This window comes from Pseudomonas sp. KH_046_1 (assembly GCF_057839025.1).
Genome location: NZ_CM174481.1, coordinates 6120716 through 6143379, shown reverse-complemented (window position 1 = coordinate 6143379; position 22664 = coordinate 6120716). Strand labels below are relative to the sequence as shown.

Annotated in this window: 21 protein-coding genes and 1 pseudogene; 13 read left to right on the top strand and 9 right to left on the bottom strand. The window is 60.8% G+C overall.

Annotated elements, in window-relative coordinates; genetic code table 11:
* The first annotated feature begins 265 nt into the window (after nucleotides 1-265).
* Both AC3IT9_RS28205 and rsd read left to right on the top strand, forming a co-directional pair.
* A pseudogene (locus AC3IT9_RS28205) lies at nucleotides 266-825 on the top strand (disulfide bond formation protein B).
* Nucleotides 826-1002: 177 nt separating this feature from the next.
* The gene (gene rsd / locus AC3IT9_RS28200; RefSeq protein ID WP_150724933.1) at nucleotides 1003-1461 is read left to right on the top strand and encodes a sigma D regulator; all 459 of its coding nucleotides are present in this window, start codon (nucleotides 1003-1005) and stop codon (nucleotides 1459-1461) included.
* 60 nt (nucleotides 1462-1521) lie between these two features.
* Here rsd and AC3IT9_RS28195 read toward each other — a convergent pair whose 3' ends face one another.
* A complete protein-coding gene (locus AC3IT9_RS28195) occupies nucleotides 1522-2187 on the bottom strand; it encodes an FKBP-type peptidyl-prolyl cis-trans isomerase (RefSeq protein WP_489271490.1) in 666 nt (221 codons plus the stop codon).
* 192 nt (nucleotides 2188-2379) lie between these two features.
* Here AC3IT9_RS28195 and AC3IT9_RS28190 point away from each other — a divergent pair, with 192 nt between their 5' ends.
* Complete coding sequence (locus AC3IT9_RS28190; RefSeq protein ID WP_489271489.1) at nucleotides 2380-3531, top strand: AlgP family protein; 1152 nt, start codon at nucleotides 2380-2382, stop codon at nucleotides 3529-3531.
* Here the strand turns inward: AC3IT9_RS28190 and AC3IT9_RS28185 are convergent.
* Complete coding sequence (locus tag AC3IT9_RS28185) at nucleotides 3528-3992, bottom strand: TIGR02444 family protein (RefSeq protein WP_489271488.1); 465 nt, start codon at nucleotides 3990-3992, stop codon at nucleotides 3528-3530. The genes AC3IT9_RS28190 and AC3IT9_RS28185 overlap by 4 nt on opposite strands.
* A 50-nt stretch (nucleotides 3993-4042) precedes the next feature.
* Here AC3IT9_RS28185 and AC3IT9_RS28180 point away from each other — a divergent pair, with 50 nt between their 5' ends.
* The 5 genes from AC3IT9_RS28180 to AC3IT9_RS28160 all read left to right on the top strand — a co-directional run bounded on the left by AC3IT9_RS28180 (nucleotide 4043) and on the right by AC3IT9_RS28160 (nucleotide 10003).
* Nucleotides 4043-5953 carry an ATP-binding cassette domain-containing protein gene (locus AC3IT9_RS28180; protein ID WP_150724937.1) on the top strand — a complete coding sequence of 637 codons (1911 nt, stop codon included), beginning with the start codon at nucleotides 4043-4045 and terminating at the stop codon, nucleotides 5951-5953.
* Nucleotides 5953-6534 (top strand): mechanosensitive ion channel family protein, encoded by a 582-nt coding sequence (locus AC3IT9_RS28175; RefSeq protein ID WP_150757483.1) that lies wholly within the window; start codon nucleotides 5953-5955, stop codon nucleotides 6532-6534. Before AC3IT9_RS28180 ends, AC3IT9_RS28175 begins: the two co-directional genes overlap by 1 nt.
* Nucleotides 6535-6770: 236 nt before the next feature.
* Nucleotides 6771-7403, top strand: a complete 633-nt coding sequence (rhtB, locus tag AC3IT9_RS28170) for a homoserine/homoserine lactone efflux protein (protein ID WP_150724939.1) — start codon at nucleotides 6771-6773, stop codon at nucleotides 7401-7403.
* 140 nt (nucleotides 7404-7543) lie between these two features.
* Nucleotides 7544-9442 carry an FTR1 family protein gene (locus AC3IT9_RS28165; RefSeq protein WP_489271487.1) on the top strand — a complete coding sequence of 633 codons (1899 nt, stop codon included), beginning with the start codon at nucleotides 7544-7546 and terminating at the stop codon, nucleotides 9440-9442.
* Between the two features lie 105 nt (nucleotides 9443-9547).
* Nucleotides 9548-10003, top strand: a complete 456-nt coding sequence (locus AC3IT9_RS28160) for a YaiI/YqxD family protein (RefSeq protein ID WP_423503746.1) — start codon at nucleotides 9548-9550, stop codon at nucleotides 10001-10003.
* A gap of 119 nt (nucleotides 10004-10122) precedes the next feature.
* Here the strand turns inward: AC3IT9_RS28160 and elbB are convergent, their stop codons facing one another.
* Complete coding sequence (gene elbB / locus AC3IT9_RS28155; protein ID WP_150757485.1) at nucleotides 10123-10791, bottom strand: isoprenoid biosynthesis glyoxalase ElbB; 669 nt, start codon at nucleotides 10789-10791, stop codon at nucleotides 10123-10125.
* A 115-nt stretch (nucleotides 10792-10906) separates the two neighbouring features.
* On the opposite strand from elbB, the gene AC3IT9_RS28150 reads away from it, so the two are divergent.
* A complete protein-coding gene (locus AC3IT9_RS28150; protein WP_489271486.1) occupies nucleotides 10907-12142 on the top strand; it encodes a sterol desaturase family protein in 1236 nt (411 codons plus the stop codon).
* Here the strand turns inward: AC3IT9_RS28150 and AC3IT9_RS28145 are convergent.
* Nucleotides 12123-12755 (bottom strand): DedA family protein, encoded by a 633-nt coding sequence (locus tag AC3IT9_RS28145; protein ID WP_150724944.1) that lies wholly within the window; start codon nucleotides 12753-12755, stop codon nucleotides 12123-12125. The genes AC3IT9_RS28150 and AC3IT9_RS28145 overlap by 20 nt on opposite strands.
* A 208-nt stretch (nucleotides 12756-12963) precedes the next feature.
* Between AC3IT9_RS28145 and hemB the strand changes: the two genes are divergently transcribed.
* Both hemB and ppk1 read left to right on the top strand, forming a co-directional pair.
* Complete coding sequence (gene hemB / locus AC3IT9_RS28140; RefSeq protein ID WP_046039035.1) at nucleotides 12964-13977, top strand: porphobilinogen synthase; 1014 nt, start codon at nucleotides 12964-12966, stop codon at nucleotides 13975-13977.
* Nucleotides 13978-13995: 18 nt separating this feature from the next.
* Nucleotides 13996-16224: a polyphosphate kinase 1 gene (gene ppk1 / locus AC3IT9_RS28135; protein WP_150757488.1), complete on the top strand. Its 2229-nt coding sequence runs from the start codon at nucleotides 13996-13998 to the stop codon at nucleotides 16222-16224.
* Nucleotides 16225-16396: 172 nt separating this feature from the next.
* Here ppk1 and ppx read toward each other — a convergent pair whose 3' ends face one another.
* The 5 genes from ppx to AC3IT9_RS28110 all read right to left on the bottom strand — a co-directional run bounded on the left by ppx (nucleotide 16397) and on the right by AC3IT9_RS28110 (nucleotide 21003).
* Nucleotides 16397-17899 carry an exopolyphosphatase gene (gene ppx / locus AC3IT9_RS28130; protein WP_489271485.1) on the bottom strand — a complete coding sequence of 501 codons (1503 nt, stop codon included), beginning with the start codon at nucleotides 17897-17899 and terminating at the stop codon, nucleotides 16397-16399.
* Nucleotides 17900-18155: 256 nt separating this feature from the next.
* Nucleotides 18156-18893 carry an amino acid ABC transporter ATP-binding protein gene (locus AC3IT9_RS28125; RefSeq protein ID WP_150724947.1) on the bottom strand — a complete coding sequence of 246 codons (738 nt, stop codon included), beginning with the start codon at nucleotides 18891-18893 and terminating at the stop codon, nucleotides 18156-18158.
* A complete protein-coding gene (locus AC3IT9_RS28120; RefSeq protein WP_489271484.1) occupies nucleotides 18880-19530 on the bottom strand; it encodes an amino acid ABC transporter permease in 651 nt (216 codons plus the stop codon). The genes AC3IT9_RS28125 and AC3IT9_RS28120 overlap by 14 nt, the downstream gene beginning before the upstream one ends.
* Complete coding sequence (locus AC3IT9_RS28115) at nucleotides 19527-20195, bottom strand: amino acid ABC transporter permease (protein WP_489271483.1); 669 nt, start codon at nucleotides 20193-20195, stop codon at nucleotides 19527-19529. Before AC3IT9_RS28115 ends, AC3IT9_RS28120 begins: the two co-directional genes overlap by 4 nt.
* Before the next feature lie 22 nt (nucleotides 20196-20217).
* Nucleotides 20218-21003: a transporter substrate-binding domain-containing protein gene (locus tag AC3IT9_RS28110; RefSeq protein ID WP_489271482.1), complete on the bottom strand. Its 786-nt coding sequence runs from the start codon at nucleotides 21001-21003 to the stop codon at nucleotides 20218-20220.
* A 256-nt stretch (nucleotides 21004-21259) separates the two neighbouring features.
* Here AC3IT9_RS28110 and AC3IT9_RS28105 point away from each other — a divergent pair, with 256 nt between their 5' ends.
* Both AC3IT9_RS28105 and trxA read left to right on the top strand, forming a co-directional pair.
* Nucleotides 21260-21967 carry a FadR/GntR family transcriptional regulator gene (locus AC3IT9_RS28105; RefSeq protein WP_150724950.1) on the top strand — a complete coding sequence of 236 codons (708 nt, stop codon included), beginning with the start codon at nucleotides 21260-21262 and terminating at the stop codon, nucleotides 21965-21967.
* Between the two features lie 120 nt (nucleotides 21968-22087).
* Complete coding sequence (gene trxA / locus AC3IT9_RS28100) at nucleotides 22088-22417, top strand: thioredoxin TrxA (RefSeq protein WP_003177349.1); 330 nt, start codon at nucleotides 22088-22090, stop codon at nucleotides 22415-22417.
* The last annotated feature ends 247 nt before the right edge of the window (nucleotides 22418-22664 follow it).

Below are 22664 nucleotides of genomic sequence, written 5' to 3'. Positions count from 1 at the left end.
CCCCCCCTCGCTGGCGCCAACCTCCGGCGTCTGAGTGATGGCTTGCGACGAGGGCGCAATCGCCCTCGCCGCAGTGCGATGACTGGTTGAAATTCAGTCGCAAAATTTCGTCGCAGGCAAAGTCCTACAGAGGACTACGTTTTATCCTCTCGCCTGCGTCGGGATTTCCCTACACCTGCGCTGAAGTCTCTGTGGGCACTTGCCTTGAAAGGCCGTCGCGCTTTCCTCTACCGTAATGGTCTGTCACTACTTTTACGGAAAAGCCATGTCTTTGGCCTGCTCACGCTCCTTGTTTTTCATGGCTTTCATTGCGGGTACCCTGGCGATGGGCGTTTCCTACTATCTGGAATATGCAGTTGGCCTGCGGCCCTGCGGCCTTGCGGCTTGTGTCTTGTGCAACGATTTTGCCTGGCGCTCCTTACCGGTGTCTGCCTGATGGCTTCGATCCATGGCCCCGGTCGCATCGGCAACGTTCTGTATTGGCTGCTCAGTCTTTGTAGCAGTCTGGCCGGCACTGTCACGGCGTGGCGACAGGTCCTGCTGCAAAGCCTTCCGGCGGAACAGGTAGCGGCGTGCTCGACCCATCTGGCGGAACTGTTGGCCAGTTCTCCGTGGCTATCCGTCGTACAGCAAATGTTCAGGGGCGCCGCCGATTGTGTGGAAATTTCCTGGACGCTGTTCGATCTGAGTCTCACCGAGTGGAGCCTGCTGTTCTTCGTCGCGATGATGATTCTGGCCGTTTACCAGTCGTTGCGACTGGTCTGGACCAGCTATCAGCGACCACTCAGCGGCGAGTCGTCGCACCGGGCCTTTGTGGGCGATTAAACACTTGTATGAACTTTATCGCCTGCGTACCTTGAAGCCAGTGTCGTGCGGGCATAATCTGGCCCGCACGTGTCATTGGAATTATGTTGCTCGATGACGCTCTGCCTGACCGCCCACCGACGTTACAAGAGGCGAGCGGGCATAGAGCAGCTGACCCACAAGGGAAGAGAGATCACCATGCTCGAAAGTTGTCAGAATGCTCAGGAACGCTGGGGCGGAGTGCACCTGCTGATCGATCGCTGGTTGCAGGAGCGCAAAGAGCTGATCGATGCGTACGACAAGCTCGGCGCAAAGCCTGAGGCGCTGAGCGAGAATCGAAAGCCCTTGCAGGAGTTCTGCGGTGTGCTGGTCGATTACGTGTCTGCCGGGCATTTTGAGATCTATGAACAGCTGACGGGGGAGGCCAAGGCCTTCAACGACAAGCGTGGCCTGGAGCTCGCCGAGACGATCTACCCGCGTATTGACGTCATCACCGAAAAGCTGCTCGCCTTCAATGACCTGTGTGACGCAGGAAAGTGTGTCGCCGAAGAGTTCAAGACACTCGGCGGACTGTTGCATGAGCGCTTTGAGCTGGAAGACTGCCTGATCGAAGTGCTGCACACCGCCCACAAGGAAACCGATTCGGTTCAAGCCTGAAGCACTTCCTGCAAGATCCCGAAACGGCGTGCCAAGGCACGCCGTTTTTCGTTTGCGTCGTCAGCCGGTAGCACCGCGCAATTCGACTTCGAACACCAGTGGAGTGAACGGTGCGATCACGTCACCGGCACCGTCGGCGCCATAGGCCTGAGCCGATGGAATCACCAGTCGCCACTTCGCCCCTACCGGCATGTTTTGCAGCGCGCTACGCCATCCGGCGATCACGCTGTCGAGACTGAACCATTGTGGCTGACTGTTCTGATCGAACACCGTGCCGTCGGGCAAGCGACCGATGTACAGCACCTGCACCTTGCCGTTCGGTCCGGCCTTGGCGCCAGCGCCAGGCGTCAACTCGGTCAGCAACACGCCATCAGCCAGTTCGCGCACGCCGGGTCTGGCTTTCTCCGTGGCGAGAAAACGCTGTTCTTTTTCCAGTGCCATTTCGCTTTGCGGCTCGGCTGACTGCATGGCGATCCGGGCTTCATGCTCGGTCAATATTTGCTGGATCTGTTCGTCTTCCAGCGCCAGCGGTTTGCCCTGATAGGCCTGCTGCAATCCTTCGACCAGTGCCTGGAGTTGCAGGTCGGGAGCCTCCTGGCGCAAGCGTTCGCCAAGGCTTGCACCCAGGCTGTAAGCGAGGTCGTGGGCTTCATTTTCCTGCGTTGTTGCAGCGGCTTGAGCCACTGAAAAAAACACGCACAGCGATAAAAAAAGGTAGCGCGACATGAGCACTCTCCGACCTGAAATTCGGGCGATTATGCCAGCGGGAATGCGCACAACGGTGAACTGCTTTTGCGCCGAGGCAGAAGTTTTTCAATCCTTTGCAACGCAGCGCTTTCGATAGTGTCAACATGCCCTAGCGGCGGTTGCAGCAGAGGTCTAGTATGAGCCGCACTCACTTCAGCCAGGAGGTAAACCATGTCGGCCACCAAGAAGCCAGTAAACACTCCATTGCACCTGCTCCAACAACTCTCGGGCAGCTTGCTCGAGCATCTGGAAACCGCTTGTTCCGAAGCCTTGGCTGATGCTGAAAAACTGCTCGCCAAGCTGGAAAAGCAGCGCGGCAAAGCGCAAGAAAAACTGCACAAGTCCCGCACCAAATTGCAGGACGCTGCGGCGGCCGGAAAAGCCAAGGCACAAGCCAAGGCCAAGGGCGTAGTGGGCGATCTTGAGGAACTGCTCGATGCCCTCAAGGATCGTCAATCGGAAACCCGCGGCTACATTCTGCAACTCAAGCGCGATGCTCAGGAAAGCCTGAAACTGGCTCAGGGCGTCGGTCGTGTACAAGAGGCTGTCGGCAAGGTGTTGTCCTTGCGTGCGGCCAAGCCTGCTGCGGCACCTGCGAAGAAAGCCGCTGCCAAACCGGCTGCTGCAAAAGCACCGGCCAAACCTGCTGCTGCCAAACCAGCCGCTGCCAAACCAGCCGCTGCCAAACCAGTCGCTAAAACTGCCGCAGCCAAACCTGCTGCCAAACCGGCTGCGAGAAAACCGGCTGCTGCCAGCGCTGCAAAACCTGCGGCTAGAACCACGGCTGCCAAACCAGCCGCACGACCCGCCGCTGCACGAGCCGCTGCTGCCAAACCAGCCGTGGCTAAAACCGCCGCCGCTAAACCGGCTGCAAAACCAGCTGCAAAACCGGCCGCTAAACCAGCTGCCCGCACCGCTGCGGCGAAACCTGCTGCCAAGCCGGCTGCAAAACCTGTCGCTGCAAAACCGGCAGCCAAAACTGCCGCTAAACCAGCAGCCAAGCCAGCGGCAAAACCTGCTGTAAAAGCGGCTGCCAAGCCTGCTGTTAAACCTGCCGCAAAACCAGCTGCAGCGAAACCAGCCGTTGCCGCCAAGCCTGCCGCTGCCAAGCCGGCTGTTGCAAAACCCGCTGCAAAACCAGCAACCAAACCTGCAGTGAAGAAGCCGGTTGCCGCCAAGCCAGCCACCGCACCGGTTGCCAAGCCAGCCAACCCGGCTCCGGTAGCAACGTCTGCTTTAGCAGCAGCCACCTCGACAGCCACGCCAGCGCCAACGCCGGCCGCCGCATCGATCGCAGCAACCACCCCAACCAGCGCTTCCTAAGTGCCGGTTACCGCGACGCGCAGCTGATGCAGCGCGTCGCGGTGCAGGTGGGCGGCCTCAGCCGCCGCACCTTCCAGCCAGGCCGATAAATCGGCCCCGACATTTTGCGGCCAACTCTGCGCCGCTCTCTCCAGCCGCAACAACAGATGCCGTTCGGCTTCCAGCTCCAGTGCCTTCACTTGTTCACGCAGGGTATGCAATTCAGCGTCTTCCGTGGCCGCGGCTTTCCACTGTGTGCGCAAGGCGCGTAACGGCCGCACGACATCGGTGTCCCAGGCGACTGCCACGCTGCGTAGTTGCTGCAAGCGCTGCTCATCGCAGGCCACGCCTCGTTGTCCCAACCACGCACCACACAGCAACAGGCACACATTGACCCCCGCCGACTGCAATTGCAGGCATGCCTGCTCAACACCCGGACGGGCGTAAGTGGTCAGGGAAAAGCTCCACAGGTCAGAGGACATAGTGCTACTCGCGCCAGTTGCGAGCGAGTCTGGTAGACTCCGCCGCCATTATGATTCGACTTCAGAACCTGACTTTACAGCGTGGCCCGCAACGTCTGCTAGAAGACGCCGAGCTGACGCTGCACGCCGGCCAGAAAGCCGGCCTCATCGGTGCCAACGGCGCCGGCAAATCCAGCCTGTTCGCCTTGCTTCGGGGCGAACTGCACCCGGACTCGGGTGATTGCTTCCTGCCGGCCGACTGGCGTATCGCCCACATGCGCCAGGAGGTCGACACCCTCGAGCGCCTGGCGGTCGACTACGTGCTCGATGGCGACCTGCGCCTGCGCCAGGTGCAACGCGACCTGGCGACAGCCGAAGCGGCCCATGACGGTGCCGCGCAGGCCCGCCTGCACTCGGAACTCGACAGCGCCGACGGTTACACCGCCGACGCCCGGGCGCGCAAGCTGCTGGCCGGGCTTGGGTTCACCAACGAGCAGATGGATCGCCAGGTCGGGGATTTCTCCGGTGGCTGGCGGATGCGCCTGAACCTGGCGCAGGCCTTGATGTGCCCATCGGACTTGCTGCTGCTCGACGAACCAACCAACCACCTCGACCTCGACGCCATCATCTGGCTCGAAGAGTGGCTCAAGAGTTATCCCGGCACCTTGATGCTGATTTCCCACGACCGGGATTTCCTCGATGCCGTGGTCGATCACGTGGCTCACGTCGATCAGCGCAAGATCACCCTGTACCGCGGTGGCTACAGCGCCTTCGAGCGCGCCCGTGCCGAACGTCTGGCCCAGCAACAGCAGGCTTACGAGAAGCAGCAGGTGCAACGTGCGCACATGGAAAGTTACATCGCCCGCTTCAAGGCCCAGGCCACCAAGGCCCGTCAGGCCCAGAGCCGGATCAAGGCACTGGAGCGGATGGAAGAGCTGACCGCGGCCCACGTCGACTCGCCGTTCGACTTTGTCTTCCGTGAATCGCAGAAGATTTCCAGCCCGCTGATCGACCTGTCCGATGCCCGCCTGGGTTACGGCGACAAAGCCGTGCTGGAGAAGGTCAAGCTGCAACTGACCCCGGGTGCACGGATCGGCTTGCTCGGCCCTAACGGCGCCGGTAAATCGACCCTGATCAAGAACCTTGCCGGCGAGCTCTCGCCATTGGCCGGGCGCTTGACCCGTGGCGAGAACACCGTGGTCGGTTACTTCGCCCAGCATCAACTCGATTCTCTGGATTCCAAGGCCAGCCCGTTGCTGCACTTGCAGCGCCTGGCGCCGACCGAGCGCGAGCAGACCCTGCGCGACTTTCTCGGAGGTTTCGACTTCCGTGGTGCGCGAATCGACGAGCCGGTACTGAATTTCTCCGGTGGCGAGAAAGCGCGCCTGGCGTTGGCCTTGATCGCCTGGGATCGACCGAACCTGTTGCTGCTCGACGAACCGACCAACCACCTGGACCTGGAAATGCGCCTGGCGCTGACCATGGCCCTGCAGGAATTCAGTGGTGCGGTACTGGTGGTCTCTCACGATCGCCACTTGCTCAAAAGCACCACCGACAACTTCTATCTGGTGGCGGACGGCAAGGTCGAGGAATTCGACGGCGACCTGGAGGACTACACCCGCTGGCTGGTGGAGTATCGCCAGCGCAACGCCCCGGTCAGCAACACGCCGGTCAACCCGGACAAGACCGACAAGAAAGCCCAGCGTCAGGCCGCTGCTGCGTTGCGTCAGCAACTGGCGCCGCACAAGCGCGAAGCCGACAAGCTTGAAGCCGAACTCGGCAAGCTCCACGAAAAACTGGCGAAGATCGATGCCAGCCTCGGCGACAGCGACATCTACGAGCAGGCGCGCAAGAACGAATTGCGTGATCTGCTGGCCGAACAGGCCAAGCTGAAGGTGCGTGAGGCGGAGCTGGAAGAAGCGTGGATGGAAGCCCTGGAATTGCTGGAAAGCATGCAGGCGGAGCTGGAGGAACTGTCCTGATGGACGCCTTCAAGCTGCCGCTGCCGGCGGTGTGGGCCGAGCCGATCTGGCTCGGCGTACAAATCCTGCTGATCCTGCTCGCCGGTTACATCGCCCAGCGCTTTGTTGCCAAATGCCTGACTCGTCTCGGTGAGCGCTACCCGTTTCCGCCGCAGTTGCTGATGCCGCTGCGGGGCGGATTGCGTTGGCTGATCATGGGCAGTGCACTTATTTTCGTTCTGGAGCGACTCGGTGTATCGGCCACGGTGCTCTGGACCGCGTTGTCCGGTTTCGTCGCGGTCGCGGCGGTGGCGTTTTTCGCTATGTGGAGCGTGCTGTCGAACCTGCTGTGCGCGATCCTGATCTTCACCGTCGGCCCGTTCCGCCTCGGTGACGTGGTCGAGTTGGTGGACACCACCGACAAGCCCGGCGTCAAAGGCCGGGTGGTGGCGATCAATCTCCTGTACACCACGCTGGTCGAGGCCGAAGAACTCGGCACTGGCAGCGCCATGGTGCAGGTGCCCAACAGTTTGTTCTTCCAGCGTTCAGTACGGCGCTGGCGCGGGACGGATGTGTTTCCTTCCAGCGGGTTTGAAAAGTAAGCCTGCTGTTGCCTGACAGATTGCTTTCGCGAGCAGGCTCGCTCCCACAGTTGATCTTTAGTGGACACAAATTTTGTGAGCGCCTGAGATCCAATGTGGGAGCGAGCCTGCTCACGAAGGGGCCCGCCCCTGTAAACGCTGGTCGGCCGCCGACACATCCTGCAAAAAATCGGTAGTCATCCAACCCAAGCCGCATTAGCTTAGACGTCTGTCACGAGTCTGAGTCGAGGTGTGCAATGGAGCTTCAAACATGGCTGGCTTTTTTTGCCGCCTGCTGGGTGATCAGCCTGTCCCCCGGTGCCGGCGCCATTGCGTCGATGTCCAGCGGTCTGCAATACGGCTTCTGGCGCGGCTACTGGAACGCTCTGGGCCTGCAATTGGGTCTGGCGGTGCAGATCGCGATTGTCGGCGCCGGTGTTGGCGCGATTCTTACTGCGTCGGCCACCGCTTTCTACGCGATCAAATGGTTCGGTGTGGCCTACCTGGTTTACCTCGCGATCAAACAATGGCGCGCGCTGCCCAGCGACATGAGCGATGACGCGGCGGTCCGGCAGATAGGCAAGCCGATGGCCCTGGTGTTCCGTGGCTTTCTGGTGAACATCAGCAACCCCAAGGCGTTGGTGTTCATGCTGGCGGTGTTGCCGCAGTTCATTGATCCGCACGCGCCACTGCTGATCCAGTACCTGATCATTGGTGTGACGATGATATGCGTGGATCTGATCGTCATGGCCGGCTACACCGGATTGGCCTCGAAGGTGCTGCGCCTGCTGCGCACACCCAAGCAGCAGAAACGCATGAACCGTACCTTTGCCGGGCTGTTCATTGGTGCAGCGGCATTCATGGCGACCTTGCGTAAAGCGGCGGTTTAACAACCCTCAGGTACAAAAAAGGCGACCTTTTCAGGTCGCCTTTTTCATTTGGGGTATGCCTGCAAACCACAACAAAGCTTGAGTGAAAGTGATTGGGAGGGAACAATATGTTACTTCGTGTTTCCAATTGAGATTCATTCATGATTGCCCCGTCCCGTTTCCTGGCTTGGCTGATAGCGCCAGTGTTCGCCTTGTGCAGCTTGAACCTGCTGGCCGACACGGTGGAAGGCGCACCGCAAGCCCTGCATTTACTCGACTACATTGGTGCGGATTACCCGCAAGCGGTGCAGGCAGGCAAGGTCGTCAACGAATCCGAATATCGCGAGCAACTGGAGTTCGTCCAGGCCCTGCAAGGCTTGGTGGTCGCCATGCCAGCCAAACCGGAAAAGGCCGGGCTGGAGCAGGGCATCAGCGCACTGCGTAACGCGATTACTGCGCGTCAGGACGGCGCTGACGTTACCCGCCAGGCGCGGCAGCTCGGGGCGAAGCTGGCCGTGGCCTATGAAGTCAGCCAGGCCCCGATCATTACCCCGGACCCGACCCGTGGGGCGCCGCTGTACGCCCAGCATTGCTCGGTGTGCCATGGCGATGCCGGGGCGGGTGATGGTCCGGCAGGTGTCGGTCTGACGCCGCCACCGGCCAATCTGCGCGATAACGCGCGTCTGGATCACCTGAGTCTCTACGCGATCTACAGCACCCTGGGCCTCGGGGTCGAAGGCACCGACATGCCAGCCTTCGCCGATCAGCTGGATGATCGTCAGCGTTGGGACCTGGCCACCTATATCGCCAGCTTCAGTGTTGACCCGGCGACGGCCAAGGTTGAAAAGACCTACAACATCGCCGACCTGGCTCGTCAGACCCCGGCCGAGGTGCTGGCCGTCGAAGGCCTGCAAGCCGCCGCGACCTTCCGTTCCCAGCGGGCGCAACCGCCGCAGGTCAAGCGTGGCCCGGCACAACTGCTCGACTACACCGCAGCCACTCTGGACAAGAGCATCGCGGCGTATCGTGCCGGTGAGCATGATCAGGCTTATGACTTATCGGTAGCGGCGTATCTGGAAGGCTTCGAGTTGGTTGAGAGCTCGCTGGATAACATTGACGCCAACGTGCGTAAAGACACTGAAAAATCCCTGATGGCCTACCGTCAGTCGTTGCAGGATGGCCTGCCGGTGAGCGAGGTCGAGCAGCGCCTGGACGTGGCCAAGGACAAGTTGAAGGCATCGGCCGGCCTGTTGGGCAACGAGGGTTTGAGCTGGTCGCTGAGTTACATTTCCGGCCTGCTGATTCTGCTGCGCGAAGGTCTGGAAGCGATTCTGGTGCTGGCGGCGATCCTTGCTTTCCTGCGTAATACGGATCAACAGGCGGCGGTGCGCAGCGTTAACGTCGGCTGGGGTCTGGCGTTTGTGGCGGGGCTGGGCACCTGGGCGCTGGCAGCCTATGTGATCGATGTCAGCGGTTCGCAGCGCGAGCTACTGGAAGGTGCGACGGCACTGTTCGCCAGCGTCATGGTGCTGTGGCTGGGGGTGTGGATGCATGACCGTCGTCACGCGGCGGCCTGGCAGGATTACATCAAGACCAGCCTGGTGGGTGGCGGCGGGCGTTTCGGTTTTGCGACCCTGGCGTTCTTCTCGGTGTATCGCGAGCTGTTCGAAGTGATTCTGTTCTACGAAACCCTGTGGTTGCAGGCAGGCCCCGCGGGGCACAACGCCGTGCTGGCCGGTGGGGCCACGGCGCTGGTGCTGCTGGTCGGCCTGGCCTGGGTGATTTTGCGCGGTTCGGCGAAGTTGCCGCTGGCGCTGTTCTTCAGCATCAACGCCGGTCTTTTGTGCGCATTGTCGGTGGTGTTTGCCGGGCATGGCGTGAAAGCGCTGCAGGAAGCCGGGATTTTCGGCACGCGGCCGGTGCCGTTCTTTGACTTTGAATGGTTGGGGATCCATGCCGATGCGTATTCGCTGAGCGCCCAGGCTGTGGCGATCATTGCGATTGTCGTGTTGTATGGTCGTAGCCGGGTGGTTGAGAGGCAGCGGGTGCAGGTTTCCTGAAAAGCATTCGCTGCGCTCACATTCGCGGGCAAGCCCGCTCCCACAGGATTGGGTATAACCTGTGGGAGCGAGCCTGCTCGCGATTTTTTGGATGGGGAATATTTGATGCGTGTGTGGATCGATGCTGACGCCTGCCCCCGGGCAGCCAAGGATCTGGTGGTGAAGTTCGCCCTCAAGCGCCAGTTCGAAGTGGTGCTGGTGGCCGGGCAGCCGCAGATCAAACCGGGACTGGCACTGGTCAAGCTGATCGTGGTGCCGAGCGGACCGGATGCGGCCGATGACTACCTGGTGGAACACGCGGTGCCTGGTGAGCTGGTGATCTGCAGCGATGTGCCGCTGGCCGATCGCCTGGTGAAGAAGGGCGTGGCAGCGCTCGACCCACGGGGCAAGGAGTTTGATACGCAGAACATGGGCGAGCGGCTGGCGGTTCGCAACCTGTTCACGGATTTGCGCGAACAGGGGCAAATGGGTGGTGGGCCGGCGCCGTTTGGCGACCGTGAGAAGCAGGCGTTTGCCAATGCGCTGGACCGGATCCTCACTCGTTTGGCTCGCAATTCTTAAGTCTTGCGATGAACACTGTGGGAGCGAGCTTGCTCGCGATAGCGGACTTACAGACAACATCAATGTTGAATGTGCCGGCCCCATCGCGAGCAAGCTCGCTCCCACATGTTTGAACCGTGTCAGGCGTCGTTTTCGTGGGTCAGTTCCAGTACCCGGTCTACCAGCTTGTTGATCCCCGACGCCGCTTCACTGATCGATTGCGCCAGCATGTAAGCCGGGGTGCTCACCAGCTTGCGCGCCTTGTCCTCGACGATCTCACTGACCGCGCAATCGGTATGGGTCGCGCCCATCTTGTTCATCGCCGCAGCCGTGTCGGTGTCGTTGCCGATGGTGCAGGTGACGCCAGGGCCGTAGATCTTTGCCGCCAGGGCAGGGGAGATGCACATCAACCCCACTGGTTTGCCAGCCTCGGCAAAGGCTTCGGTCAATGCCAGGACATCCGGTTGAACGGTGCAGCCGGCGCCTTCGATGGCGAAGTTGGACAGGTTCTTGGCCGAGCCGAAGCCGCCGGGCACGATCAGCGCATCGAACTCATCGACGTTCGCGTCACGGATATCCTTGATGTTGCCCCGGGCAATCCGCGCTGATTCCACCAGTACGTTGCGCGATTCGGGCATTTCTTCGCCGGTCAGGTGGTTGATCACATGCAACTGCGCGATGTTAGGTGCGAAACACTGCACCTGAGCCCCGCGCTGGTCCAGGCGCAGCAGGGTGATGACGCTCTCGTGGAGCTCGGCGCCGTCGTACACGCCACAACCGGAAAGGATCACTGCAACTTTTTTGCTCATGGGCTTTTCTCCAGATTCATGGCGTTAAATGTCCACTAATTTGTCCCGCGTTGCCATAGGGTTAATTCACCGCTGCACATAGCATCTGTCCTCAAGATTCCGATCAGGGCGCGTCATGGACTTCATTCTGTATGCAGTGCCGTTTTTCTTTTTTCTGATCGCCGTCGAACTGTTGGCCGACCGTTGGCGCGGGGTAAGCAATTATCGAGTGGCGGACGCGATCAACAGCATCAGTACCGGCGTACTGTCGACCACCACGGGTCTGTTGACCAAGGGTGTGGGGCTGGTGACCTATGCGTTTGCCCTCCAGTATCTGGCCCTGTTCGAGTGGTCGGCCGACAGCGTCTGGACCTGGGTGTTTGCCTTTGTCTTCTACGATTTCTGCTACTACTGGCTGCACCGCATGGGCCACGAGCGCAACATCCTCTGGGCCGCCCATTCGGTGCATCACCAGAGCGAGGACTACAACCTGTCCACGGCGTTGCGCCAGACCAGTACCGGATTCCTGCTGAGCTGGATCTTCTATCTGCCGATGGCGATGTTCGGCGTGCCGCTGCTGGTGTTCGTCAGCGTCGCGGCGCTGAACCTGCTGTACCAGTTCTGGGTGCACACGCGGCACATTCCCAAGCTTGGCTGGTTCGAATGGTTCTTTGTCACGCCGTCCAATCATCGGGCTCACCATGCGCAGAACGCTCTCTACATGGATCGCAACTACGGCGGCGTGTTCATTATTTGGGACCGCCTGTTCGGCTCGTTCCAGGAAGAAGACGACAACGAGCCGGTGATCTTCGGCGTGACCACGCCGCTGGCGAGCTGGAATCCCGTGTGGGCGAACGTGCAGTTCTACGCGCAGTTGTGGGCAGACGCGCGGCGTACCGAAAGCACCTGGGACAAGCTGCGGATCTGGTTCATGCGCACTGGCTGGCGCCCGGCGGACGTGGCGGCCAGATACCCGATGAAAAAGCCGGACCTGAGTCAGTTTCGCAAATTCGAGGTGGCGCTGGACGGGCGTCAGCAGCTCTACGTCCTCTTGCAGTTCTGCGTCTATATCGCGCTGGGCAGTTACCTGATGAATCTTGAACCGAAGCTGCCAGTCGCCGCCCTGGTGTTGGGCTGGGGAGCGGTGGCGCTGGGTCTGTTTGTGCTGGGCGTGACCCTGGAGAATCGCCCGTGGGCGTTGAAGCTGGAACTGATGCGGCTGGCGTCGAATCTGCCATTGGCATGGCTGGCCCCGATGGTTGGGCTGTGGCCGGCCGGCGCAGTGGGCTGGGTCGGCCTGCTCAGTTACAGCCTGTTGAGCGGCGTCGGTCTCTACTGTTGCAGAAACCGCATCACTCGGTTGGCGTCGTAGGACCTTCGGTGGTGGTCCGTGTAGCTTTCAGGGCTTGTTCATCGGCGTAGACCTGCTTGGCCAGGCGGGCATTCTTGAAGCGCCGACGCAGCCACAGCACGAAGCCCAGGACCAGCAGCGCACCGAGCACCCAGAGTTCATACTTCTTCACACTGCCGAGCATGCCTTCGAGCACGGCGCCGAAATGGTACGCGGCGGCCGCCAGGGCTGTGGCCCAGATCGCTGCGCCAATGCCGTTGAGCAGCAGGTAACGGCCCGGCGGATAGCCCGACAGCCCAATGGCCACCGGCATCACCGTGCGCAAACCGTAGACGAAGCGGAAACTCAGTACCCAGATGTCCGGGTGCTTGCGAATGTGTTCCAGCGCCCGGTCACCCATCATCTGCCAGCGGGGTTTGCGCGCCAGCAGTTTGCGGCCGTGCTTGCGTCCCAGGAAGTACCACAGCTGGTCGCCGGCATAGCTGCCGAAGAAAGCCACGACCACCACCAGGTTGATGTCCATGTATCCACGGAACGCGAGGAAGCCCGCGAGCACCAGGATGGTTTCGCCTTCGAAGAACGTGCCTAGAAAAAGGGCAAAGTAGCCGAAGTCATGCAGAAATTGTTGGAGCATTGTCTGGGTGCTGGCGAAATGAACGCGCAGCCTAACCCTTCGGACACATTCAGGAAAGTGTCCAAATGTGTCTCGACGTGAACATTTCCTACAACGACAATGGAATGCGGCTACCTGTCACAGGGATGCACACAACTGTAATACGTTCGTCATAATGGCCGCTTATAACTGTCACGCTCGCCCGTAAGCGCGGGCTCAGGAGTCTGCCGTGAGCTTTACCCCCGCCAACCGCTTGTTCCCCGCAACCCGCCTGCGCCGCAACCGTCGTGACGACTTCTCGCGTCGCCTGGTCCGTGAAAACGTCCTGACCGTCGATGACCTGATCCTGCCGGTGTTCGTGCTGGACGGTGAAAACCGTCGCGAAGCGGTGGCTTCGATGCCGGGCGTTGAACGCCTGACCATCGACCTGTTGCTGGAAGAAGCAGCCAAGTGGGTCGAACTGGGGATTCCGGCGCTGGCGCTGTTCCCGGTGACACCCGCGGAACTCAAGTCCCTGGACGCCGCCGAAGCGTGGAACCCCGAAGGCATCGCCCAACGCGCGACCCGTGCGCTGCGTGCGCGATTCCCTGAGCTGGGCGTGATCACCGACGTTGCCCTGGACCCGTTCACCACCCACGGCCAGGACGGCATTCTTGATGAAGAAGGCTACGTGCAGAACGACATCACTGTCGACGCACTGGTCAGGCAAGCCCTGTCCCACGCCGAAGCCGGCGCTCAGGTCGTGGCGCCGTCGGACATGATGGACGGTCGCATCCAGGCGATCCGCGAAGCCCTCGAAGTGGCCGGTCACGTCAACGTGCGGATCATGGCCTACTCGGCGAAGTACGCCAGCGCCTATTACGGCCCGTTCCGCGATGCGGTCGGTTCGGCATTGAACCTGGGCAAGGCCAACAAGGCCTCCTATCAGATGGATCCGGCCAACAGCAACGAAGCCCTGCACGAAGTGGCGGCGGACTTGTCAGAAGGTGCAGACATGGTCATGGTCAAGCCGGGCATGCCGTACCTGGACATCCTGTGCCGGGTAAAAGAAGAATTCAAAGTGCCGACGTTTGTTTATCAAGTCAGCGGCGAATACGCCATGCACATGGCGGCGATCCAGAATGGCTGGTTGAGCGAAGGGGTTATCCTCGAGTCCCTGACCGCTTTCAAACGTGCAGGGGCTGATGGCATCCTGACGTACTTTGCCGTTCGTGCCGCTCAATTGTTACGAGAGCAAAAATAGCCCTCCCAGGAACATTCGATGAATACCGAAGTACTCACTGAAGTTGCCGTAAAAGACGCTCAACCTGTGGTGGAGCAAGTCGACGAGACCCCGCCGGAGCTGGAGCCAGCTCCGCCCGCGGCGGTCGTCGAAACCGCCGTGACAGCGCCAGCGCCGGCGCTGGCCATTCCCGGCCTGGATGACAGCAGCCTGTACATCCACCGCGAGCTCTCGCAACTGCAGTTCAACATCCGCGTGCTGGAGCAGGCGCTGGACGAGTCCTACCCATTGCTGGAGCGGCTGAAGTTTCTGTTGATCTTCTCCAGCAACCTGGACGAGTTCTTCGAGATTCGTGTCGCCGGCCTCAAGAAGCAGATCACCTTCGCCCGTGAACAGGCCGGTGCCGATGGTCTGCAACCGCATCAGGCGCTGGCGCGCATCAGCGAATTGGTCCACGGTCACGTCGATCGCCAGTACGCGATCCTCAACGACATTCTGTTGCCGGAGCTGGAAAAACATCAGGTCCGCTTCATCCGTCGCCGTAACTGGACGACCAAGCTCAAGACCTGGGTCCGCCGCTATTTCCGTGACGAGATCGCACCGATCATCACCCCGATCGGCCTCGACCCGACGCACCCGTTTCCGTTGCTGGTGAACAAGAGCCTGAACTTCATCGTCGAGCTCGAAGGCATCGACGCCTTTGGCCGCGATTCCGGTCTGGCGATCATCCCGGCGCCACGCCTGTTGCCGCGGATCATCAAGGTGCCGGAAGAAGTCGGTGGCGCTGGCGACAACTATGTATTCCTGTCGTCGATGATTCACGCTCACGCCGATGACCTGTTCCAGGGCATGAAGGTCAAGGGCTGCTACCAGTTCCGCCTGACCCGGAACGCCGACCTGGCACTGGACTCCGAAGACGTCGAAGACCTGGCCCGCGCCTTGCGCGGCGAACTGTTCTCCCGTCGCTATGGTGATGCGGTGCGTCTGGAAGTGGCCGACACCTGCCCGAAACACCTGTCCGACTACCTGCTCAAGCAATTCAACCTGAGCGAGACGGAGTTGTATCAGGTCAACGGTCCGGTGAACCTGACGCGGCTGTTCAGCATCACCGGCCTGGACAGTCAGCGCGAGCTGCAATACCTGCCGTTCACCCCGCAGATTCCGAAACTGCTGCAGAACAGCGAGAACATTTTCAGCGTGATCAGCAAGCAGGACATCCTGCTGCTGCACCCGTTCGAGTCGTTCACCCCGGTGGTCGACCTGCTGCGCCAGGCCGCCAAGGACCCCCACGTGTTGGCGGTGCGCCAGACCCTGTACCGTTCCGGCGCCAACTCGGAAATCGTCGATGCGCTGGTGGATGCGGCGCGTAACGGCAAGGAAGTCACGGCGGTGATCGAATTGCGCGCGCGCTTCGACGAGGAGTCCAACCTGCAACTGGCCAGCCGTCTGCAAGCGGCCGGTGCGGTGGTGATCTACGGTGTGGTCGGCTTCAAGACCCACGCCAAGATGATGCTGATCCTGCGTCGCGAGGCCGGAGAGATCGTGCGTTACGCGCACCTCGGTACCGGTAACTACCACGCCGGCAACGCCCGCCTGTATACCGACTACAGCCTGCTGACCTCCGACGACGCCTTGTGCGAAGACGTCGGCAAACTGTTCAGCCAGTTGATCGGCATGGGCAAGACGCTGCGCATGAAGAAGCTGCTGCACGCGCCGTTCACTCTGAAAAAGGGCATGCTCGACATGATTGCCCGGGAGACCCAGTTCGCCCTCGACGGCAAACCGGCGCACATCATCGCCAAGTTCAACTCGCTGACCGATCCGAAGATCATCCGCGCGCTGTACAAGGCCAGCCAGTCAGGTGTGCGTATCGATCTGGTGGTGCGTGGCATGTGCTGCCTGCGGCCGGGCATTGCCGGGGTTTCCCACAACATCCACGTGCGTTCGATCATTGGCCGCTTCCTGGAACACACCCGGGTCTTCTACTTCCTCAACGGTGGCGACGAGCAGATGTACCTGTCCAGTGCCGACTGGATGGAACGCAACCTCGACAAGCGCGTCGAGACTTGCTTCCCGGTGGAAGGCAAGAAGCTGATCATGCGGGTCAAGAAAGAACTGGAGTTGTATCTGACCGATAACACCCACAGCTGGAGCCTGCAGTCGGACGGTCGTTACATCCGTAACACACCGACCGGCAACCAGAACCCGCGCAGCGCCCAGGCGACATTGCTGGAGCGTTTGGGTAGTCCGATCCTGGCTGTTCGGTAACGGGAGTCAGCGGGTGAAAAAAGGGCGATCCATGTGGATCGCCCTTTTTCATTCTGCACTGCCCACTGTAGGAGCGAGCTTGCTCGCGATGGACGTGAACGATTATGTGTACTGCCTGGATAAACGCGTTGCCCTCAGGTTTTTCGCGAGCAAGCTCGCTCCTACAGGGGCTCTAGCGAGCGGTCAACACGATGTCGACCCGGGTCAGCCATTGCGCTTCAATTTCGAAGTCGGCCTGGGTCAGCTGGTTTTCGTCCAGCCAGTTTTCCGGGAACACCACTTCCAGGTGGTTGCCATTGGCGTTCAATTCCACCTGGGGCATTTGCTGGGTGCCACGGATGTGGTGGAACAGGATCGCAAAGCGCAGCAGCGCGCACAGGCGAATCAGCTTGATGCCGTCGTCGCCGAAATCGGCGAACCTGTCCTTGGGAATGTTGCGGCGGTGACCGCGTACCAGCAGCGCGAGCATCAACTGGTCTTCGCGGGAGAACCCGGCGAGGTCCGAATGCTCGATCAGGTAGGCACCGTGCTTGTGGTACTGGTAGTGAGCGATGTCCAGGCCCACTTCATGGACCTTGGCCGCCCAGCCGAGCAGTTCGCGCCAGACGCCGTCTTCCAGATCCCAATCCTGCGCCACCTGGTCGAACGCATGCAGCGCCTTGCGCTCGACCCGTATCGCCTGTTCCTGGTCGACGTGGTAGCGCTCCATCAGCGAAGTGAGGGTGCGCTCGCGCACGTCTTCGTGATGATGGCGGCCCAGCAGGTCATAGAGCACGCCTTCGCGCAGGGCGCCTTCGCAGTGATCCATGCGTTGCAGTTCGAGGGCGTCGAAGATCGCTTCGAGGATCGCCAGGCCCGCCGGGAAGATCGTCCGGCGATCCGGCTTGATACCTTCGAAATCGATTTTTTCGACGTCGCCCATCTTGATCAGTTTGCGCTTGAGCCAGGCCAGGCCTTCGGCATTGACCTCGCCGGTACCATGGCCGCCAGCCTTCAGCGCCAGGCCGATGGCGCGGATGGTGCCCGAGGAGCCGATGGCTTCATCCCAGGTCAGGCGGTGCAGGGCGTGTTCGATGCTCATGATCTCCAACCGTGCCGCGGTGTACGCCTGGGCGTAACGGGCCGGGGTGATCTTGCCGTCCTTGAAATAGCGCTGGGTGTAGCTGACGCAACCCATCTGCAGGCTTTCGCGCAGCAGCGGTTCGAAGCGCTGGCCAATGATGAATTCGGTACTGCCGCCGCCGATGTCGGCCACCAGGCGCTTGCCCGGGGTATCGGCGAGGGTGTGGGACACGCCAAGGTAGATCAGGCGCGCTTCTTCACGGCCGGAAATGACTTCCACCGGGTGGCCGAGAATTTCTTCGGCGCGACGGATGAATTCGGCACGGTTGCGGGCTTCACGCAAGGCGTTGGTGCCGACGATACGAACGGCGCCGGTGGGCATACCGCTGATCAGTTGGGCGAAGCGCTTGAGGCAGTCGAGCCCGCGCTGCATCGATTCTTCGTTGAGATGGCGTTCTTCGTCGATGCCAGCGGCCAGCTGAACCTTCTCCCCGAGACGCTCGAGAATTCGGATCTCGTCGTTCTGGGACTTGGCCACGACCATGTGAAAGCTGTTGGAGCCCAGGTCGATTGCGGCGATCAGGGACAGATTCTTGGCTTGGGATTGCGGCATGGTCAGGGGTCTCGGTCGATAACCTCGACATCGTGCCACGATCAAAGGCTGGCGCCAACGCGTAGGAGCTGTCGAAGGCTGCGATCTTTTACCACGGGGTTCTAGTGGTGCGGCCACTGGCCTCTTCGCGGGCAAGCCCGCTCCCACAGGTTTTTGCAGCGAATACGCAATCGTATTCCAACAGAGAACCCTGTGGGAGCGGCGGTGCGGCGGTCCGACTTGCTCGCGAAGGCGGCGTCAATAGCACCGAAGATCTTCAGCCCGCCGCCTCAACAGTCCCGATGAAATTCGCCAGCTCCGCCGTCTGCGGGTTGGCGAACAGTGCTTTCGGATCCCCCACCTCATGCACCTTGCCCTGGTGCATGAACACCAACTTATCCCCAACCTCCCGGGCGAAGCGCATTTCGTGGGTGACCATGATCAGCGTCATGCCCTCCCTGGCCAGTTGCCGGACCACGCTCAGCACTTCGTTGACCAGTTCCGGGTCCAGCGCCGAGGTGATTTCGTCGCACAGCAAAACCTTCGGCGACATCGCCAGTGCCCGGGCAATCGCTACCCGCTGTTGCTGTCCGCCGGACAGCCGATCAGGGAAGGCATCGAACTTTTCCCCCAGCCCGACTCTTTCCAGCATCTGCCGCGCCAGTTCGGTGGCCCTGGCTTTCGGTACTTTCTGCACCACTTGCGGCGCGAGCATGACGTTCTCGCCGACGGTCAGGTGCGGGAACAGATTGAACTGCTGGAACACCATGCCGACTTTCTGCCGCAGGCTGCGCAGATCGGCGCGGGCGGCGTCGAGGTACTCGCCGTCGACTTCGATCACGCCGTCGTTGATCGACTCCAGGCCGTTGAGGGTGCGCAGCAAAGTGGACTTGCCCGAGCCGCTGCGACCGATGATCGCCACCACCTGGCCCTCCTCGATGCTCAGGTCGATGCCTTTGAGCACATGGTGATCGCCGTAGTATTTATGCAGGGCGGAAATTCTAAGCAGAGGCATGCAGTCTCCTTTCCAGGTAACGCGCACTGAGCGACAAGGGGTAGCAGAGCAGGAAGTAGCCGAGGGCGACGAGGCCGTAGACCATGAAGGGTTCGAAGGTGGCGTTGGCGAGCATGCCGCCGGTCTTGGTCAGTTCGGTGAAACCGATGATCGAGGTGACGGCGGTGCCTTTGACCACTTGCACCGAAAACCCCACCGTCGGCGCCACGGCAATGCGCAGGGCCTGGGGTAGGATCACGTAGCGCAGTTGCTCCAGTGGGCTCAGCGCCAGGCTCGATGAGGCTTCCCACTGACCGTTGGGAATCGAATCGACGCAACCGCGCCAGATCTCCGCCAGATAGGCGCTGGTAAACAACGTCAGTGCAATCGCCGCCGCCATCCACGGCGAAATCTCTATCCCGGCCAACGCCACGCCGAAAAACACCAGGAACAGCTGCATCAACAGCGGTGTGCCCTGGAACAGTTCGATGTAGGTTCGGGCGAAACTGCGCGGCAGGGATTTTTTCGAGATGCGCATGACCATGATCAGCAAGCCGATCAGCCCGCCGCCAATGAACGCCACCAGCGACAGCGCCAGCGTCCATTGCAGACCCATGAGCAGGTTGCGCACGATGTCCCAGAAGGTGAATTCGCTCATCGGCTGCTCCTTGCAATGAACCGGTGGCCTATCCAGTTCAGCAACTGGCGGATCAGCAGCGCCATGCACAGGTACAGCAGTGTGGTCAGGGCGTAGGTTTCAAAGGCGCGGAAGTTGCGCGATTGAATGAAGTTGGCAGCGAAGCTCAGCTCTTCGGTGGCGATCTGCGAGCAGACTGCCGAACCGAGCATGACGATGATGATCTGGCTGCTCAGGGCCGGCCAGACTTTGCCCAATGCCGGCAGCAGCACCACATGACGGAACGCTTCGAAGCGCGTCATCGCCAGTGCCGCCGCAGCCTCCAGCTGACCCCGGGGGATCGCCTGGATGCCGGCGCGAATGATCTCGGTGGAATAGGCGCCGAGGTTGATGACCATCGCCAGCACCGCCGCCTGCCATTCGGAAATCTGCACGCCCAGGGACGGCAAGCCGAAGAAGATGAAAAACAACTGCACCAGGAATGGCGTGTTGCGGATCAACTCGACGTAGGCCGCGAAAATCCCCGCGAAAGGCCGGATGTTCCACGCCCGCACCAGCGCCCCGACGATGCCCAGTCCCACACCGAGCACAGCGCCGATGGCGGTCAGCTCAAGGGTGAACAACGCACCGCGAAGCAACAGATCGGTGTTGTTCACCACCGGCAGGAAATCGAATTGATAAGCCATAAAACGTCTCCAGCGCGCCGAATCAGAGATCGGCCGGCAACGGTTCTTTCAGCCAGGTCAGGGCGTTCTTTTCCAGCGCGCCGTCGCTCTTGGCGGTCACGAGGATCTGGTTGACCTTGTCCAGCAGCGTCGGCTCGTTCTTGTTGACGCCGACGTAGACCGGCGAATCCTTGAGCTTCACTTTCAGCGCCGGCACGCGTTTCGGGCTCTTCTCGCTGATCGCGACCATCACCACGTTGCCGCTGGCGATCAGGTCGACTTGCCCGGCCAGGTACGCGGCAATGGTCGAGTTGTTGTCTTCGAAACGCTTGATGGTCACGCCTTCGGGGGCGACCTTGGTCAGCTCGATGTCTTCGATGGCGCCGCGGGTGACGCTGATGGTCTTGCCCTTGAGATCGTCCAGGCCTTTGATGTCGGCGTCTGGCGGACCGAACACGGCGAGGTAGAACGGCGCGTAGGCGCGGGAGAAGTCGATGACTTTTTCGCGCTCCGGGTTCTTGCCGAGGCTGGAGATCACCAGGTCGACCTTGCCGGTGGTGAGGAAGGGGATGCGGTTGGTGCTGTTGACCGGGGTCAGTTCGAGTTTGACCTTGAGCTGGTCGGCCAGCAGTTTCGCGGTGTCGATATCGAGGCCGCGGGGCTTCATGTCCGGGCCGACCGAGCCGAAGGGCGGGAAGTCCTGAGGCACGGCGACCTTGAGGACGCCGCGCTTGAACACATCCTCCAGGCCGTCGGCGTGGGCGGGTGCCTGGCTCAGCATCAGGTTGGCAAACAGGGCGGCGAGGAGGGCGCTGTAACGCTGGGTCATGGCAAATCTCCGGATCGGCAAGAAGTGATTTCTGCGGATCGACAGAGCATGGGCCATGCCAACATAGGGTTTTGGGGGCGCCAGAGCGCGGTTTTGCTGGCGTCGCACGGTCTTACTGGTCTGAACAGTCAGGTTGCGTTTCGCACCCCGATGGCGCAGCCGTGAAAATCACCGAACCCCCATGGGGCACGACTTGCCGGGCGTCGCGAATAGCTTTACAACTGTGCGCACATTGGCCTGGTTCGTCTGGAAAACCATGAACTCGATCTCCCGCGCCGTACCTGAAGTGGCGCTGCAAGCCATCCGCAAACTGATTACCGAACAGGGCTTCGGGCCTGGGGATGCCTTGCCTTCGCAACGGGACCTGGCGGTGCAATTGGGGGTCAGTCGGGCGTCGTTGCGCGAGGCGTTGTCATCGCTGAGTGCGCTGGGCGTCATCAGCATCCAGCCGGGCAAAGGCGTGTTCGTGCAATCGCCGGTGGAGTTGCCGCGAGGCGATGCAGCGCCGGGCTGGCCGTTCGCGGCGCAGGCTTCGCCGCTGGACATCTTTCAGTTGCGCTATGCGCTGGAGGGGTTTGCGGCGGGGTTGGCGGCCGTAACCTTGAGCACCGACGAACTCGATGCGCTGGAAGACAATGTCGCCGCCATGCGTAATGAGCTGAAATCCGGTGACTTCGAAGCCGCAGCCCGCCTGGATTTCGAATTCCACCGCCGCATCCTGCTGGCCAGCGGCAATCAGGCGATGCTGAGCATCCTGACCGCCAGCGCCGACATCTTCCTGGAGAGCCAGAAGCTACCGTTCATCCGGGTCGAGCGGGCCATGGAAACCTGGCAGGAACACCGCAAAATCCTTCGTGCGCTGGCTCGCCGAGCTTCTGGCGCCGCGCAAAAGGCCATGCAAGAGCACGTACGCAATGCCGCATTGCGCACCGGAATCGCGTTCATCGCTCCCGTCACTTCATGACCTGAGCTATACCCAAACTCATGAATCACCATAGCGAGACTCAATCATCTGCACCTTCCTGAACGAGGGAAGGGCAGCTATGATGGGCCACGTTTTTTTGCTTACAACCTGGAGAATTCCATGAGCAGCGATCTTATCAAACACGTTAGCGACGCTAGCTTCGAGGCCGACGTACTCAAGGCCGAAGGCGCTGTACTGGTCGACTACTGGGCTGAATGGTGCGGCCCTTGCAAAATGATCGCTCCGGTTCTGGACGAAATTGCCGAGACTTACAAAGGCAAGCTGACCATTGCCAAGCTGAACATCGACGAGAACCAGGAAACCCCGGCCAAGCACGGCGTGCGCGGTATCCCGACCCTGATGCTGTTCAAGAACGGCAACGTTGAAGCGACCAAGGTCGGCGCACTGTCGAAGTCGCAACTGGCTGCCTTCCTCGACGCCAACATCTAAGCGTCGCTGCAAAGTATCCTGAATAAGCCCCGCAAATAGCGGGGCTTTTTGCGTATTCAGGGCTAGACGCTCCTAAACTCAGGTGGTACATTCGGCCCCGCACTGGTTTCTCCATTGCCCCCTGCTAGCCGTCGCCGACGCACTCCTTTTCGAATAAGTACGCGATCCTGTCGCCTTCTCTGCGGCGCGGCCTCATTAAGCCAAAAGCTTAATTTCCCCCCTCCATAAATGATTACGTCATTCCTAT